The organism is Paucisalibacillus globulus DSM 18846, from assembly GCF_000482485.1.
Lineage (GTDB): Bacteria > Bacillota > Bacilli > Bacillales > Amphibacillaceae > Ornithinibacillus > Ornithinibacillus globulus.
Window position 1 is genome coordinate 185969 of record NZ_KI519436.1, and the last position, 18198, is coordinate 204166.

Annotated in this window: 14 protein-coding genes; 8 read left to right on the plus strand and 6 right to left on the minus strand. The window is 35.8% G+C overall.

The genetic code is table 11. The features are described from left to right. Positions 1–193 precede the first annotated feature (193 nt). Positions 194–3274 carry an MMPL family transporter gene (locus K332_RS0114710; protein WP_026908147.1) on the minus strand — a complete coding sequence of 1027 codons (3081 nt, stop codon included), beginning with the start codon at positions 3272–3274 and terminating at the stop codon, positions 194–196. Between the two features lie 29 nt (positions 3275–3303). Continuing rightward, positions 3304–3807 (minus strand): MarR family winged helix-turn-helix transcriptional regulator, encoded by a 504-nt coding sequence (locus K332_RS0114715; protein ID WP_026908148.1) that lies wholly within the window; start codon positions 3805–3807, stop codon positions 3304–3306. 176 nt (positions 3808–3983) lie between these two features. Here K332_RS0114715 and K332_RS0114720 point away from each other — a divergent pair, with 176 nt between their 5' ends. Further along, positions 3984–4220 (plus strand): hypothetical protein, encoded by a 237-nt coding sequence (locus K332_RS0114720; RefSeq protein ID WP_026908149.1) that lies wholly within the window; start codon positions 3984–3986, stop codon positions 4218–4220. Positions 4221–4288: 68 nt separating this feature from the next. On the opposite strand, the gene K332_RS0114725 is transcribed toward K332_RS0114720, so the two are convergent. Further along, on the minus strand, positions 4289–5029 hold the full coding sequence (locus tag K332_RS0114725) for a type II toxin-antitoxin system Phd/YefM family antitoxin (RefSeq protein ID WP_026908150.1): 741 nt from the start codon (positions 5027–5029) through the stop codon (positions 4289–4291). A 211-nt stretch (positions 5030–5240) separates the two neighbouring features. On the opposite strand from K332_RS0114725, the gene K332_RS0114730 reads away from it, so the two are divergent. Both K332_RS0114730 and K332_RS0114735 read left to right on the plus strand, forming a co-directional pair. After that, a complete protein-coding gene (locus K332_RS0114730; protein ID WP_026908151.1) occupies positions 5241–6593 on the plus strand; it encodes a methyltransferase domain-containing protein in 1353 nt (450 codons plus the stop codon). Next, positions 6593–9187: a polynucleotide kinase-phosphatase gene (locus K332_RS0114735; RefSeq protein WP_026908152.1), complete on the plus strand. Its 2595-nt coding sequence runs from the start codon at positions 6593–6595 to the stop codon at positions 9185–9187. The genes K332_RS0114730 and K332_RS0114735 overlap by 1 nt, the downstream gene beginning before the upstream one ends. A gap of 39 nt (positions 9188–9226) precedes the next feature. Here K332_RS0114735 and K332_RS22635 read toward each other — a convergent pair whose 3' ends face one another. Beyond that, the gene (locus tag K332_RS22635; RefSeq protein ID WP_051359483.1) at positions 9227–9811 is read right to left on the minus strand and encodes a TetR/AcrR family transcriptional regulator; all 585 of its coding nucleotides are present in this window, start codon (positions 9809–9811) and stop codon (positions 9227–9229) included. Positions 9812–10012: 201 nt separating this feature from the next. Here K332_RS22635 and K332_RS0114745 point away from each other — a divergent pair, with 201 nt between their 5' ends. Continuing rightward, positions 10013–10747 (plus strand): glucose 1-dehydrogenase, encoded by a 735-nt coding sequence (locus tag K332_RS0114745; RefSeq protein ID WP_026908153.1) that lies wholly within the window; start codon positions 10013–10015, stop codon positions 10745–10747. 56 nt (positions 10748–10803) lie between these two features. Here K332_RS0114745 and K332_RS0114750 read toward each other — a convergent pair whose 3' ends face one another. After that, positions 10804–11493 carry a TerC family protein gene (locus K332_RS0114750; RefSeq protein ID WP_026908154.1) on the minus strand — a complete coding sequence of 230 codons (690 nt, stop codon included), beginning with the start codon at positions 11491–11493 and terminating at the stop codon, positions 10804–10806. A 212-nt stretch (positions 11494–11705) separates the two neighbouring features. Here K332_RS0114750 and pepV point away from each other — a divergent pair, with 212 nt between their 5' ends. Then, entirely contained in the window at positions 11706–13115 is a 1410-nt protein-coding gene (pepV, locus tag K332_RS0114755) for a dipeptidase PepV (RefSeq protein WP_026908155.1), read from the plus strand. 83 nt (positions 13116–13198) lie between these two features. Next, positions 13199–15001, plus strand: coding sequence for a M3 family oligoendopeptidase (locus K332_RS0114760; RefSeq protein ID WP_026908156.1), 1803 nt, complete (start codon positions 13199–13201; stop codon positions 14999–15001). Positions 15002–15084: 83 nt separating this feature from the next. Here K332_RS0114760 and K332_RS0114765 read toward each other — a convergent pair whose 3' ends face one another. Next, on the minus strand, positions 15085–16218 hold the full coding sequence (locus K332_RS0114765) for a zinc-dependent alcohol dehydrogenase (RefSeq protein ID WP_026908157.1): 1134 nt from the start codon (positions 16216–16218) through the stop codon (positions 15085–15087). A gap of 240 nt (positions 16219–16458) precedes the next feature. On the opposite strand from K332_RS0114765, the gene K332_RS0114770 reads away from it, so the two are divergent. Continuing rightward, positions 16459–17064, plus strand: a complete 606-nt coding sequence (locus K332_RS0114770; protein WP_026908158.1) for a cadmium resistance transporter — start codon at positions 16459–16461, stop codon at positions 17062–17064. 66 nt (positions 17065–17130) lie between these two features. Beyond that, positions 17131–18189, plus strand: a complete 1059-nt coding sequence (locus tag K332_RS0114775) for a permease (protein ID WP_026908159.1) — start codon at positions 17131–17133, stop codon at positions 18187–18189. Positions 18190–18198: the final 9 nt, after the last annotated feature.

The window sequence follows — 18198 nt, forward strand, 5'->3', positions numbered from 1 at the left end:
TTAATTTTAACTTAAAAAATATTTTGTTAGTATTTTTTCTATCCATTATAATTTCAAGTGCCAACCTAACCGCTTTAAATGAAGCTTACATGAATAAGAAAAAACTGACCAACTTTTCACTGTAGGAAAAGATGGTCAGTATCTTCAAGTGATGCCTTCATAAGGTTATTCTATCAGTAGAAAATAGTTATTCTCAATCGTGTACTACATCATTCAATTTCTTTTTATCTTTCTTTTTGGATAAACTTCCTAATTTCTCTGGAAGGACCATCAATGCTGGTACAAAAATTGGAAGCAGTATGAAACATAGAATGATTAAACCTAAAATAACTGCTGTAGCCAATTCAGTTAACAGTATGATTCCGGCCGGTGTTAGTGTCGCAAAGGTACCACCAAGTATAATTACTGCCGATATAATAACGCCACCTATTTGTTTAGAAGCGAGTACAATAGCTTCTTTTGGTGATAATTTAGGATATTCCTTAAAGCGCATCATTAGGAATATGCTGTAGTCAACACCTAATGAGACGACAATGATAAAGGAGAAGAATGGTACAAAGGAAGACAATCCTTCATATCCTAATATTGTTAAGAAAATAAAGTTAGTAATGAACATAGCAGCATAGTATGCACCAATAAGAGCTGCCGTTATAAACACTGGTGTCCAGAAGGAGCGAATTACAAAGAATAATACGATTAACACACCAATAATAACAATAATAGTTGTTTTATTTAAATCCCTTGATAAGATATCGTTCATATCCTTTGTTGTTGCACTTGACCCAGCTGTTCCACTTTTTGCATCTGCAAGAACAGTTCCTTTTAGTCCATTCGAAAGTGTTTCGTTTATCGTATCAATAGTCTCTAATGCTTCCGTTGAATAAGGGTCATCATTTAAAATTACGGTCATTTTTGTTGTTTTGCGGTCATTGGACAGGAATGAATCTAATGAAGCTTTGAAATCGTCATTTTCTAATGCCTCTTTTGGAATAAAGAAGTTTTTATTCGTATTTAGCTGTAATAAAAAATCATTTGTTTGTCCAATTCCATTCGATATTTGTTCTAGTCCATCATTTACCTCCGATAGTTGTTCTCCAAAGGTAGTGAAACCATTTAGACCAGAAACCAGTTGCTCTTGGCCAGACTTCATTTGGCCAAGACCTTCATTTACACTATTCATATTGGTTACAATTGTATCGATTCCTGATGATGCTTGGCCAAGTCCATCTTTTAGCTTTGTTAATCCGTTAGCCATTTGATCCAAGCCACTGCTTATCTCGACAAGTTTATCGTTTGCTGTACCAAATCCTGAAGTTACTGCATTGTAATTATTATTTAACTCATTAATTCCTTCAGGTGTGATTTCGCTTAAAGCCGTATTTAATTGATTAATTGTTTGCTTTAGCCCTTGGTAATTAGCATCGCTGTTAGAATCGGCATAACTATTACCTAAGGCTTCAATCATTGACTGCATCCCGGAAATGGCATCTTTTACACCAAGGAGTGCTTGAGCAACTTCTTGATAGTTCGTTCCCATTTCTTGATAACCGGCCTGCATCGGTGCATAATTTTCTGCAAGTGTCGCTACACCATCACTCATCATCTGTAGATTGGATTCGATTGTTGCTAAGCCATTTGAAATGGTTTCTGGGTTGCTTGTCTCATCGTCAATACCAGCTTGGATCGCCTGTAATCCACTGGATAAAGCGGTAACCCCGTCTTGAAGGTCAGCAGTACCTTCCACCATTTTATTTACTTCCGAAAAGTCAGCTGAACCTAGTTGTTCTTGAGCTTCTTTCATACCGTCGTATAGTTGGTCTACGCCATCCTTAGTTTGGGACAAGCCATCTGTTACGGTCCCCATTTGACCAGATACATAAAAGTCATCAATCTGTTCTCCGAGAGGCTGAGTTACGGATGAAACTTGTTTTACCCCATTAATATGTTTCAGTCTCTCTGTGATGTCGTCAATAACTGCTAGAGACTCGTTGTTATCCATGGTAGCATTACTTTCGATTACTACGGTAGCAGGCATAGATTGACCTTTACCAAAGTGTTCTGATACTAAATTTATAGCTTTAGAAGAAGGATAATCATTACCCAGTTCCCCAACGGTATCAAAATTCAGTTTTTCCTGATGGAAGAGAACCATTGGTCCAATTATTAGTAGAACAATGATGGTAATAATAATGGGATGCTTTGTTGCAAGAGAGGATGTTGCACCCCAGAATTTATTTTCTTTATGACCGCCTACATTTTTGGATGGCCAGAATATCTTTTTACCTAATACTTTCATAATAAACGGAGTTAGCGTTAATATTTCTAGTAATAATATCGATACACCAATGACGACAACCACACCAGATTGATAGATTGGTGATTCGGAAAAGACAAGCGCTAGGAACGCAATAAATACAGTGAGAATACTATATGCAATTGTTTTTCCTGCTGTTTTATACGTATTGACGATTGATTCATCGACGGAGTGCCCGTGTGATAGTTCTTCCTTAAATCGATTAAAAAGAAGAATATTATAGTCTGTACCAATCCCAAATAAAATTAATACCAAGAGCATTTGGGTCAGACTTGTCACTGGGAATCCAACTTTATCAATGAGTTGAGCAGCAATTCCCATGGAACAAAGATAGGAAAAGGCTACTGCTAATAGAGAAACAAAAGGGGTTACGACAGACCGAAAGGCAATAATCAGTACGACTAAAATAAAGACCACAGTCAATGCGGCACTCTTTTCAACCCCTGCTTGTGTTGCTTTTAAATAATCGTTATTTATAAAGTCTTCTCCACTAAGATAGTATTCAACAGGTGAGTCTTTTAGTTTGCTTTCAAATTGGGCTTGAATAACATCGATTTCCCGATCCATTTTATCAAGCTTATAACTGACAATTAAGGTTGTTCCATCTTCGGAGACTAGCGAACTTTTTGCATCTGGCATGTTAAAGGGATCAATCATATCTGTAATCCCAAGTTCTGAGCTACTGTCGGAGACAACTTTGACGACATCACCGATTTTTTCCATTTCGTCATTCGAGATCTTTTCTTTGTCATAAAAGACAATCAAGTTGTCGGTTCCTTTTGTAGTATCCATTTTTTCTAGCATTTTACTTGCTATAACGGATGGACTGTCACTACTTGTACCTTCTTGTCCCTTGTCTCGGAGTATGGCATTCACATCTGGTTGAAAAACAGTAAGTAATATGGTGGCAATGACCCAAATGGATAATATAACCCAACGCCATTTAATAATTCTTTTCACTTTATATCCTCCTAAAATAATTTAAATGTCTATCTTCTACGCTGGTCTTTTTCAGGAAAGTACAAAATGTCAAGGAACTCACGATTTTCCATTCCTTCTTCTATCATTTTATCCTTCACTGCCGAAACCAATAATTCCATTCCTTTTATTACAGTCTTCTGTTCATCCTGCTTTAAAAGATTCAATACGCCAACTAATGATTGATTGGTTAGTTCTGTTACACTCTCATTAATGTTATCTGCAAGTCTAGCAGATAGCGAAATATCTACTAATCTTTTGTCATTCTTATTAGGTGTTTTAACAAGATACTCTTTAGATATTAGTCTATCAACAATGTCCGAAACAGTACTTTGCGTCATTTTTAAGTTTTGTGTGAGCTGTTTAATACTAACAGTTTTATGTGCAAATACTTCGCCAATTACCCTTATTTGAGGAATAGTAACACCGTGTTCTTCCGCTGTTTTCTGAAGACTCTTCATCGTATATCGGTGAATGAAATCAATTGATTCCCCAATAAAATTAGCTGAATCCATATTTTAACCTCCTTGTAGTATATATCGTGTACGATGTATCGCATACGATATATACTAATTTGTCTTATCATATTTGTCAATGAGGAAGTAGATAAGCTTTAAGATTACCTTGTTTGTATATAAAAAATTAAAAAGAACCAAACTATAATAAAGGATAGAAATAATGGAGGTGCACCATGTCTAAACATAAACAACAAAACCCTGATAATAGAAAAAACAACGTGGAAAGACTACATGACATGATTGAAAATACGCAAAAGAAACTTCAAGAAACCGAAATAGGTTTGGAATTTGCAAGTGCGGAAGAACGAGGATCTATCAAGCAAAAAAATGAGAACCGCAGGCAATCGATTGTAGCCATGGAGAAAGAAATGAAGGAAGAGATGGAAGCACGAAAGAAAGGTGAATATTAATTAAAAGAAAGGACTGATACATAAGTAAGTTTATGTTTCAGTCCTTTCTTTTGGTGATTTATGGATTATTAAATTCTAAAAATCTGTTTAACATCTATACCCAGTCCAGTGAATACGAAAGACTTTACAACATCATCATTTTTAAAAGTAATCATGTTTTCAATGTTTTTGTCTTCAAAAAGATATACCGTTACTTCTTTATTGTCAGGATTAACAATCCAGTACTCATTTACACCACAAGACATGTATAGATCAAGCTTCTTAATCAGATCTTTTCTTTGCGTGCTTTTTGATAGTACTTCTACGACTAGGGATGGAACTCCTTTGTAATAGTCCTGTTCATTTAATTTTTCCACTAGGTCACAAATTATCATCAAGTCTGGTTGAACCATATTAATGTTTTCTTCCGTTCGTTTTAGCTCAATATCATATGGTGCAACCATTGGGGTACAATCCGTTCCCTGAAAAAAATTATAAAAAGTACCAAACAATTCGGTAATGGCTATTTGGTGAGCAGTTTTTGGTGATGAGAGCCAATAAATTTCTCCATCAATATATTCGAATCGTTCTTCCGATTCTTGGTGTAATTGAAGAAACTCATCGTATGTGGCCTTAACCCCTTCCGTACTATATATCGGTGCTTTCTCACGGATGTTCTCTGAATTAGGTAGTAGATCATCAGCTGAATCTTTAACCTTAGTCAATTTGGCAATTTCTGTACCGTTTCTTGTAATGATAATGTCTTCCTGAGTGGCTAGCATTAAATACTTTCCGAAGTTATTTTGTAACTCTGTTGAGTTAATAATCACGAATGTCACCTCCTCATTTAGCTAAAATAGCTATATTAGCTAATTTTAATTTTATCATTTTTGCTATGTGCATTACAACCAACTAACTAAGTAAAACGTTGATTTTTTTTCTAAAATACAAAACCCATATATTACTGAACAAAAGAGTGTGTCCTATAGGCATCTATGGTATATTTGTATAAAATTGGTACATGAAAATAGAGGTGTTTCGATGCAGCTAACAATAAAAGCTACAGGCAATAATGCCGAGGTAATCTCCTATTTACTTGCTAAAAATCCAAACAATCTATATGAAAGGCGCAATAATGGTCATTTCGTTCGAATGTTTTATAATAAATTTTCTCATGAAGAAGTAGAAGTGACATTATTTGTAACACCAGATCCTATTGGTCTAGCAAGAAATAGTTCCGAAACCTATGATATTACTTCTTATATTAATGATAGGGAATTTGTGGTTAGTAGTATTTTTTGTTCATTCATCAGATCATCCTTAGGCACAGCACTAAATGGAAAGCCAAAGGAAGAATACGCAGCTTGGGTAGATCATGCATTTAATATTGAATTTAGTTTTGGCCCGGTTGCATCCGATTTGTCGGATCATCAAATTATTGAATTGTTCAAGCCCCTAGGTTATGAAGTGGAAATTTCGTATGGTGAAGCCAATTATCAGATGGATATTAAAAATAAGAGTACTGCTAGATTTATAGTACTTAAAGGATTAACCACTTTACAGAATGGTTTAAGACAGCTTTTTGTTTTAATTCCTGTATTGGATAATTATAAGCATTACTACATCGATGAAAAAGAAATTGAAAAGATTGAGAGATATGGTGAGGGATGGTTAGATACACATCCACAGCGAGAAACTATTTTTCGTCGTGCGCTACGTTTTAAAGAATTATATCGTTCAGTGGAAAAGAGTACGGGAACGAACCAAAAAGGAAAAGTACTAGAAAATAAAGTACGGTTGAATGACCTTAGATATGAAAAAATAGTAGACTGCATTAATAACCTTAAAAATAAAGAGAGTATTGTTGACTTTGGATCTGGAGAAGGAAAGCTTTCCGTACGTTTAGGTTTTGTAAAAGGTGTCAGGGAAATATTGGCTGTAGAACCATCGGAGTACGCTACACTGAAAGCATTAAAACGTTTTGAGGAATTAAGTGATAAGGAAGACTTCATCCAACCAACACCTATCATGGGATCCCTTTTTTATTATGATGAAAGACTAAAATCTAAAGATATCATGGTGCTGTGTGAAGTGATTGAGCATATTGATGAATATCGCTTACCAAAAATTATGTCTACCATTTTAAGAGACTACAAGCCTAAGACATTAATCATTACAACACCAAACAAGGAATATAACCAAGTATATGATATGGGAAAAGAATATAGGCACCCTGATCATCGCTTTGAATGGACAAGGGAAGAATTTCATGAATGGTGTAATGGACAGAATCCTGGTAACTATGAATTAACATTTGATGGTATTGGGGAAGAACATCAATTATTTGGGTTTCCAACCCAACTATGTTTATTCACGCATAAGGGGGTACAATAATGGAAATCAGATTACCCTATTCCGGGATCGTATTACTAGTAGGGCCTTCTAATAGTGGAAAATCTACATTCTTAAAGAATTTGATAAATTCGAAGCAAATCCTTCCTTCTGAGGTTGTAAGTTCAGATGACTTTCGTGTGTTGGTAAGTGATGTCGAATTTATGGACTGGAAGCAAAAACCAAAGGATGAGGCAGATAGCATTTTTGACGAGTATCAATCTATTTCAAAAGAAGCTTTCTCCTTGATGGATTCTCTTATTGAGAAACGATGTCGGCTCAATAAGTTATCGTTTGTCGATGCAACCCATTTACATAGTGATGATCGTAAACGGTATATCGAGTTAGCTAGAAAAAATCACGTGCCTATTATGGCTCTGGTTTTTGATATTGACCAACATATATTACTTGCTAGGGATGAAATGCGGAAAAATCCTCGTGGAAACAGAAGGATTAAACAGCAATATCAAACATTTAAGAGAGAGAAGCGCTTTATTAAAAAGGAAGGTTACTTCGCATCTTATTTTATTTCTGATATGGATGATATTTCATTAATTAGAAAAAGTAATAATCCTGTTGAATTAGAGATTGGTAATGGAATAGATATTATTGGAGATATTCACGGTTGTTATGATGAGATGATTCAACTATTAGAAAAACTTGGATATGAGAAAAATGATGAGGGTTACTATGCCCATCCGGATGGTAGAAGATTTTTATCACTTGGAGATATTATGAGTCGTGGCCCTAATTCATTAGAGACTATTCAGTTCTTTTTAAGGCATGTGAATAATGGGCTTGCTTACATGATTGATAGTAATCATGGCTGGAAAATTGCTAGATGGTTAGATGGAAGAAATGTAACGATGAATCATGGTGACGAACGGATAGAAGAAGAATTCGAGCAATTTCAAGAAAATCTTGGAGAAGCAAGGGCATTAGAATTAAAACAGCAAACAAAGCATTTACTTTTGAAAGCACCGTCTCATTATGTGGTGACAAAGAATAATGTACCAACAGTAGTTTGTACCCATGCTGGAATAAAAGATGAGTTTATTGGTAAACAATCCTATGATATTAGTGACTTTTGTCGGTATGGAGATACAGATGGGGTGAATGATTTTGATAAACCAATAAGAAAAGATTGGACAATCCATCATAAGATTAGTTGTTTAATACTTTGGGGACATGATCCTAAACCGAAACCACTTATCATTAACAATACAATAAATATTGATCAAGGTGTTGTCTTTGGAGGAGAGTTAACAGCTTTCCGATATCCAGAAAAACAGTTTGTTTCTGTAAAAGCTAAGCAAGATTACTCTAATGGAGGTAATAATCCATTAATAGAGTGGGAGAAGAATAGGTTAAATCTACCTAATATTGTGAAGTTCATGAATGGCTATTCTGTATTGACGGATGAAATTGGAGAGGTTCATGTAGCAAAAAAACATGTCATCCCAGCTATGGATAGAGTCTCCCATTTTACTATTCCAATAGAAGAGCTTGTCTATATTCCTCCTACCATGAGTCCTACACCGAAGGCTTCTAATTTAAAAGATTATTTGGAACATCCAAAAGAGGCAATCGATTATTATCGTAGCGTAGGAATGAATCGTATGGTCGCGGAGAAGAAGCATATGGGGAGTAGAGGAGTACTTCTGATTTTTAAGGATAAAGAAGCGGCAATTAAATATATTGGTAGGGAAACACTAGGAGTCATTTATACTAGAACGGGTAAAAGATTCTTTCAGGAAGAAACTGAAAAAGAAATAATGAAGCAAATAAATGAGGGTATGCTATCCAACGACTATTTTACAACGTATGATACGGATTATGTGCTTTTAGATGCGGAGATTATGCCTTGGAATTTAAAGGCAAAAGAATTAATCAGTAGCCAATACGCCCATGTATCAGAAAATGCTATTTTAGATAGAAGCTATTTGGTCGATAAGTTAAAAGAAACGGTTCCTACAAATCAGCAATTGGAAGGTTGGCTTCGTGAGTATGAGGAGAAACTAGAACATGCGCTAGTTTTTAAGGAAGTTTTTCAAAAATATTGTTGGAATGTAGAGGGAGTCAAGGAGATTCAAATTGCACCTTTTCATGTTTTAGCTCATAGTAATGAAACGTTCTTCGATAAGCCACATACTTGGCATATGGAAATGAACCAAGAATTTGCAAAGTTAGCAGATATTTTTGTCGAAACAGAGTTCATGGTAATTGATAGTGAATCGAGCGAAGCAGAAGTTATTAACTGGTGGGAAACTATGACAAAAGATGGCCATGAGGGAATTGTGATTAAACCAGAAACCTTTATATCACGGTATAAAGGGAAGCTAATTCAACCTGCTATTAAAGTCAGAGGAAGAAAGTATTTACATATTATTTATGGGATGGACTACTTGGAACCTGAAAACCTTTCTAGATTGAAAGAGAGGAATACTTCAAAGAAGCAAAAACTTGCACTGAAAGAATTTGCACTTGGAATGGAAGGAATTAAGCGATTTGTTGATGGCGATTCATTGGAGAGAGTCCATGAATGCGTTCTTGGCGTGTTAGCTATGGAAACGGATCCTGTTGATCCCCGTCTTTAATAGTATGTGCAAAAAAAGTGGAGTAGGGCATAATATGCCTTACTCCTTTTCAATTACTTTCACATCCCCTAAAGCTGTCGTACGTAAATAGGCTAACCGTTTTCCCATTTCTTCGGGAGAGCTTTTAAACGCTTCTTTATACCAATAGATAAAGGAACCTAACATCGCGTATGTTTCATATAAATTAACAGCTTCTATATCGAACCAAACCTCATCGATTAGGGCTAGTTCTGTACGACTTATGCTAGCCATTGTTTCACAGAATTTATTCTGTGAGCCAGGAATAACTTCTCCCATTATCATTAATGAGAACACAAATTGATTGTTATACACAAATTCATATATTGGAATGAATATTGCAGGATCAGATAAGGAGAAAATATCTTTTCCTTTATAGCTTTTTCTATAAAACTGAGAAAGTTCGTCTAAGTAATCCTGAAATATGTCTGTAAGTAAAAGTGTGCTATCACTATAATGGGAATAAAAAGTTACACGATTACAGCCGGCAACTTTTGCAATTTCGGTAATAGAAATATCCTTGAATTCTTTTTCTTGAAGAATTTTTAACATTGCTTTTTTCAAATTAGAACGTGTACGTAGAAATCGACGATCTGTATTTTCCATTTATAAATCACCTTGTTTCGTGCATTCTAAAAAAAGTATACCATGATTAAAAGGAAGTTGGGTGTTATCTATTTGACTCATTATTCTAAATTAATATATTTTTATTTTGAGAGTAACTATACATTGATAAAAAATCCATTATCTGTTAATTTACACTTGTAGCGTAATAAATATTCATCATACACAAGGAGGAAAATATACATGGCTCGTTTAGAAGGAAAAGTCGCAATTATTACAGGAGCTGCTCAAGGAATGGGAGCATCCCATGCTCGTCGCTTTATTGAAGAGGGCGCAAAAGTAGTTTTAACTGATTTAAATGAAGAAAAAGGTACTGCTTTAGCAGAAGAGCTAGGGGAAAATGCATTATTTGTGAAACAAAATGTAGCTAGTCCTGAAGATTGGGATATGGTTGTTGCAAAAGCTGAGTCAGCTTTTGGTCCAGTAAATGTATTAGTAAATAACGCTGGTATCACAATGGCTAAATCTATTTTACAAACATCTGTGGAGGAATACCGCAGAATTGTGGAAATCAACCAAGTATCGGTATTTTTAGGAATGAAAACAGTAGTTCCTTCTATGCAAAAATCTGGTGGGGGCTCCATCGTAAATGTTTCCTCCATTAACGGTATTGTTGGAGGAGCAATTGGCTATACTGACACTAAATTTGCTGTTCGTGGTATGACAAAAGCGGCAGCAATGGAGTGTTCAAACTATGGTATTCGTGTAAATTCAGTGCACCCGGGTGTTATAGCAACTCCAATGGTAGTACAAGAAGACACGAAATCTGCTGTAGAGGAATTTGCTAAACATATTCCACTAAAGCGTGTTGCACAACCAGAAGAAGTTTCCAATATTGTACTTTACCTAGCATCTGATGAATCTAGTTATTCAACAGGAGCAGAATTCATTGTCGATGGTGGATTAACAGCAATGTAATATAATTATAATGAAATAGAAACCGGGTTTGTATATAAAACAAACCCGGTTTCTATTTATTTTAATGTAGTAGATTTCATCACATTCTTATTCTTATAATATGCAATTGCTAACAATAGAACAGTTACAATAATAGTAAAAATATAAGTTATCGCCCCTTCTTCTATATGAAGCCAGTCCAATATTTTTTCATCACCTATCATCATCTTTCCAGCGGTCCAGGCAAGTATGCCAGAACCAATATAGGCAATCCAAGGATATTTCTCCATATATTTTACAATGATTTTAGAACCGAATATCATGATTGGAATACTTATAAGTACGCCGATAGCTAATATGAAAATATTTCCTTTAGAAGCACCTGCAACGGCTACTACATTGTCCAAGCTCATGATCGCGTCAGCAGCAATAATTGTACCTACCGCTCCAGTAATGGAATCCTTTGCTTTGATATTACTTCCTTCCGATTCATTACTAACGAGAACGTGGTAAGCAATATAAAGAAGTAGGATGCCTCCGATAAAGTGAACTAACGGAATATCCAAAAGCAATGCAATGACTGTTGCAAAAAGAATTCTTAAAATAATTGCAAAACCAGTCCCTAAATAAATGGCTTTATTCCGATTATGTTCCGGTAACTTCCTTGTAGCCATTGCAATAACTACTGCATTATCCCCTGATAAAACTAAATCGATTGCGATGACTGTTAGTAGTGTTAGTATGGTTTCAACGGTAAAAAAATCCAATTTAATTCCTTCTTTTTTTAATATTTTTTGGCGACATGGAATAGTATACCTCTATATTAAATTCTCTTACCAATTGTTTGCGTTAATTCAAGTTTTTTATTCATAATACTTTGCATTATGTAAAAGAAACTGAAAGGGGTAAAATAGATAAGTATAGTAGGAAAAATATTTAATCAAACGTTTGTTTGAAATAATAAAGGAGTGACGACACGATGAGTTCTGTTAATTGGTTAGAAGAAGTTTTAAAAAGAAAAGATGAATTTATTAGTGATTTACAAGGTCTGTTGAGAATTAAAAGTGTATTGGATGAAGAAAATGCGAAGGAGGATGCTCCACTTGGCCAGGGAATAAAAGACGCACTACAATATATGCTTGACTTAGGTGAAAAGGATGGATTTTCTAGTAAGAATGTTGGGAATCTGGCTGGACACTTAGAAATGGGTGAAGGGAAAGAACTTGTTGGTATTCTTGGACATGTGGATGTTGTGCCTGAGGGGGACGGCTGGAGTGTTGAACCATATGGTGCAGAAGTAAAAGACGGAAAGATCTATGCGCGTGGTTCTAGTGATGATAAGGGTCCAACCATTGCGGCTTATTATGGAATGAAAATCGTAAAAGATCTCGGTCTACCATTAAGTAAGAGGGTACGATTGATTATCGGTACTGACGAAGAAAGTAATTGGCGTTGCGTGGATCATTATTTTCAACAGGAAGAAATGCCAACAACCGGTTTCGTTCCAGATGCCGACTTCCCAATTATATTTGCAGAAAAAGGAATTTCCGATTATGACATAGTACAACCTGCTCGGGACGGACAAGCTATCGGGAAATATGAATTAGTGTCATTCCAATCAGGTCGTCGTTATAATATGGTTCCGGATTATGCTGAAGCACATCTTAAAATGGATGAAATGAATACTGCCGAAGTTCAGAATTACCTTGCCTATTTAAATGAAATAAAGCTAGAAGGCGATGCTAAGTTTGTTGACAGTGAACTAGTTTTAACGCTGATTGGAAAAAGTGCGCATGGTGCGGAGCCTCGTAATGGTAATAATGCAGGTATCTTTATGGCTGAGTACCTAAAAACACTAGAACTAGACAATACTGGTAAAGAATATGTGGAAACAGTAGCTGGATTTTATGAGAAATCCCGTGGTGAGGTATTTGGTATTGCATATGAGGATGATGACTCAGGTGAATTAACCATTAATGTTGGCGTTATGAATTTCAGTAAGGATGAGGGCGGTCGTATTGGACTTAATATGCGTTATCCTGTTACATTTGATATAGATGAAGGAAAGCGAAAAATTGAAGCAACTTTAGCAGAAAAAGGGCTTCGATTGGAAAACTTTACTGATTCTAAGCCTACATACGTGAAAAAAGATGACCCGCTTATTAAGACATTACAAAAAGTGTATGAAGAGCAAACTGGGGAGAAAGCTGAACTTCTTGCGATTGGCGGAGGAACGTATTCTCGTGCATTAGACAAGGGAGTTGCCTTCGGTGCGATGTTCCCAGGTCGTGAAGATGTGATGCACCAGAAAGATGAGTATGCGATTGTAGAAGACTTATTTAAAGCATCCGCAATATATGCTCAGGCAATTTATGAGTTAGCGAAGTAAGAAGAAAGATTGCAGTGACATTTCGACATAATGTGACAATATTCGGGGAGTGACAGGCACCCCAACCAAAGGGAGAGGAAAAGATGAGGTATGTTGATACTTGGGATTTAGATACGATTTTTCCTGGGGGTACGAAATCTGGTGAACTTCAGGCTAAGCTAAAGGCGGTTCAGGAGGATATTGGGGAATATGGAAAGAGATTAAAGGATTGGGATACTAATTCAGTTGATGTTTTTAAGACAATCTTACAAGATCAAGATAAAATTGGTAAGGGACTTGGGCAATCAAGAACATTTGTCCAAATGTGGCATGACGCTTATATGAATGATGAAAATGCAAATGTAGTAATGGGTCAAATTATGAACCTTTACAGTGAAGTTCAAAAGCTCTCTAACACATTTACGAAGAAATTAGTAGCAATCCCTGATAAGGATTGGAACAGATTGCTAGAAGATAGTGATCTACAAGAAGTTTCTTTTACACTAAATGAAATCCGCGATGAAGGAAAACGTTTATTATCAGAGGAAGAGGAAAAGCTTATTGCAGAATTGAATAAGGATGGACTTTCTGCATGGAGCAGTCTATACGATACAACTGTTTCTATTATGACGATTCCATTTACCGATAAAGATGGGAAAATAACTGAATTATCGGTTGGACAAGCAATGAATAGAATGTATGCCGATCCAGATCCTGAAGTTCGCAAACAGTTATTTGAAAATTGGGAAGCAGCCTGGACAAAATTCGGTCCAATTTTTGCTGATACGATTAATCATTTAGATGGTTACAGAATCACTCTTCAAAAGAGTCATGATTATAAAAATCATTTGGAAGAGCCATTGGAATATAACCGTATGACAGAAGATACACTTAATGCCATGTGGTCTGCCGTATCGAATAATAAACAGCCTTTCTTAGATTTCCTAGGACAAAAGGCAAAACTTTTAGGTATGGAAAAACTAGGTTGGCAGGATGTTGATGCACCGATAGCAATTGGTAATACAAAACCAACTCGTTTCACATATGATGAAGCTTGCGATTTTGTAATTGAGAATTTTGCTTCATTTGGTGACAAGCTTTCTGGATTTTCGAAACATGCACTGGAGAACCGTTGGATTGAAGCAGAAGATAGACCAAATAAACGTCCAGGTGGATATTGTACAAGCCTACCAGAATTTGGGGAATCTCGAATATTTATGACATTCACAGGTTCACCAAGTGACACAAGTACATTAGCACATGAACTAGGCCATGCATTTCATAGTCATGTGATGAAGGACTTACCGACATTAAACCGTCGTTATGCTATGAACGTAGCTGAAACAGCATCTACTTTTGCGGAAACCATTATCGGTAATGCAACAGTTGCAAATGCAAAAACAAATGAAGAAAAGATTGCATTACTCAATTCTAAATTAGAAAATGCAACCGCAATGTTCATGAATATTCATGCACGATTCTTATTTGAAAATGCTTTTTATGAGGAGCGTTCAAAGGGAATTGTTTCTGAGAAAAGATTAAACGAATTAATGGTAGAAGCACAGAAAGAGGCATATGTAGATAGTTTAGATAGCTACCATCCGCATTTCTGGTGTAGTAAACTACACTTCTATATTGACAGTGTACCATTCTACAACTTCCCGTACACCTTTGGTTTCTTATTCAGCTTAGGAATATATGCCGAGTATCTGAAGAGTCCAGAGGGCTTTGAGGAAAAATATATTGCTCTATTAAAAGATACAGGTTCAATGAAAGTAGAAGACCTTGCACAGAAACATCTTGGTGTGGATATTACGAAAGAAGATTTCTGGGCAGCTGGGATACAGCTAATGGTTAAGGATACAGAAGAATTTATTCGTCTGACAAATGAAGTTGTAAATCAATAAAATAGTGGTGCCTGTTCATATAAAGTGAATAGGCACCACTTATTTTTACTTTGGTTACAGAAAATTTTGTAAACAAGAAATATCTAGGGCTTCAAAACAACTTTAATGCAGTTATCCTCTTTATCATTAAATATCTTATAACCATGTGATGCCTCAGACAATGGCAATTCATGTGTAATTATTTTTTTGGGGTCTATTTTTTCATTTATAATCATGTCATATAAATGTGGCATAAAATGACGTGCGGGTGCCTGTCCCATTTTAATCGTAATATTTCGAGAGAAAAATGGCCCTAATGGAAACATATTATATAGCCCACCATAAACGCCAGTAAGTTGCAATGTTCCACCTTTTCGAACAGCCTTTGTAGCAATTTGAATTGCTCCTAGCGTGCCACCTTGTAGCTTTAATTTTTGTCCGACCCATTCTGCTGGTGATTTTTTACCATCCATTCCAACGCAATCGATGACGATGTCAGCACCACCACTGGTTATTTCTTTTAACGTTTCGCCCATATCCTCATCTTGTGTAAAGTCGAATACTTCTGTTTTATTTATTTTTCTAGAATGCTCCAGTCTGTTTTTTACATAATCAACAGCAATAACACGTTCTGCACCTTGTTCCCAGGCAAACTGTTGCGTCATTAATCCGATAGGTCCAGAGCCAAGAACAACGACGGTATCACCTTTCTTTACACCAGCATTGACAACACTCCAGTATGCAGTAGGGAGAACATCGGATAGGAAAAGCAGGGAGTCATCTTCTAATTCACAGTCTTCTGGTACTTTATAAGGAGTGAAATTTCCAAAGGGGACGCGAAGATATTCTGCTTGCCCACCAGGATAATTTCCAAATTTCTCTGAGTACCCAAAGTAGCCTCCTGAGTCATAATGAGGATTTGAATTATCACACTGGCTTTCTAAATCATGATTGCAGTAATGACACTTGCCACATCCAACTGTGAATGGAATAACAACCCTGTCTCCTTTTTTAACTTTAGTTACATCAGGTCCGACCTCCTCCACAATTCCCATAGGTTCGTGGCCGATAATATAGCCAATAGGTAATGGGAAATTCCCTTGATACAAGTGAAGATCAGATCCACAAATAGCGGTAGAAGTAATTTTTACAATGACATCTTCTTTGTCCTGAATCTTTGGTGATTCCACATCTTTAACTGCAACTTCATATTTCCCTTGATATGTAACAGCCTTCATGATTGTCCTCCTGAAAGTTTTTTTATGAAGTTATCTTTTGCGCTATATTTAAATATATGCAGGTGTATTTAGTACGAAATGACAATATCTAAATCTTAATTTGTTGATAATTGTAGCTGTTTTGTAGGGGGATTATATTTGTAGCTTAAGTATATTCTTATCTTGTAAATCATGGTCTATCTGTTTATACCCAAGCTTATACTATACTGTACAAGCTTGTTTGTAAGGAGTGAAAAATTTATGGCTACAATTATAACGATAATCATTACTTTTATAGCAACAGGTATCGATGAAATGCTTGTTTTAATATTATTATTTGCCCATGCAAAAAGTCAAAAGCAAATATGCCAAGTTTATATGGGTCAACAAATTGGGATGACATTCATTTTAATTCTAGTAGTTATTGCTGTTTCAGGCATATCTTTTTTTACTGGGAAATGGACAGGCTTATTGGGTTTATTACCGATTTTTATAGGAATTATGGAACTATTTGAAGGTGATGAAGATAATGAAGCTAAGGGAATTCTTGATAAAATATCAATGTTTAGTAACCTTACGTTGAGAGTAGCAATCATTGCAATAGCAGGTGGAGCAGAGGAACTTGCAATTTATATTCCATATTTTACATCTTTAAATTGGAATGAAGTGATTTTAGCAATTTTGGCTTTTATAATCATGATTCCTATTTGGAGCGCTATTTGTCATATGATCGGATCGATGAAAAATGTATATAATTTTGTTAAACGATTCCAGCGTATTGTTATTCCGGTAGTTTTCATAGGAATAGGGCTTAAAGTATTATTAGAAAGTGACACGATCGAAGCAATTTTGGATATGTTTTTATAATAAAGGATAATTTTTGCAACTGAATAAAAAAATAGTGATATAATTATTCGGTTGGAGGGAAGAATTATGACTCATTCAGAAGGTTTTCACACATCACGAGGAAGTCAAAGGAAGACGTGGACTTTTATACTTATTTTTATACTAATAGCAGTAGTAGGTTTGGCATATGTAAAATGGGTTCCGTATTACCATAAAGCAGAATTGGCCAGAGCGACACATTCCATTGGAGATTCCATTTTAGGGGATTCAACAGGAGCTTCTTTACAAAGTGGTTGGGAATATGCAGTTATATATTTTAAATCTGTATGGAAGGCAGCAATTTTAGGGATTGTTCTCGGTTCCTTATTACAGGTTCTATTACCAACAAACTGGTTACTAAGAGTTCTAGGGAAGACAAGCTTTGGTAGTACAGCGGTTGGTGGATTAGCCTCATTGCCAGGTATGATGTGTACATGCTGTGCAGCACCGGTAGCAGTTGGGCTAAGAAAAAAGAACGTTTCAGTAGGAGCAAGTCTTGCTTTTTGGATGGGAAATCCAACACTAAATCCGGCTACATTAGTATTCATGACTTTTGTATTATCATGGAAATTCACATTGATACGTCTTGTGTTTGGATTAGTTATTGTTTTTGGCATCAGCTATTTAGCGAATCGTTTTGCACCAAAAGTTGACACTAATGAAATTAATAAAATGATGGAGGATGCTGAACAAGAACAAACAGGATCCTTTATGATAAGATGGTTAAAGTCGATGGGGACAATGATTTTGTATATTGTTCCAGCATATATCCTATCGGTACTTCTGTTAGGAGCAGCACGTGCGTGGTTATTCCCAGAAATTAGTGTAGAAGCGGCAAACGGTATTATTGCAATAATTCTTTTTGCTTTAGCGGGAATGCTATTTGTTATTCCAACAGCAGCAGAAATTCCAATTATCCAAACATTTATGGCATTTGGATTAGGTGGAGGTCCAGCAGCTGCATTATTGGTGACTTTACCGGCTATAAGTTTGCCTTCGATGATTATGGTTGGAAAATCCTTTCCAATGAAGGTGCTATTATTTGTAGCTGGTGCAGTAACAGTTATCGGAATACTGAGTGGTTTAGTTGGAATGTACTTTCTGTAACTTATGTGA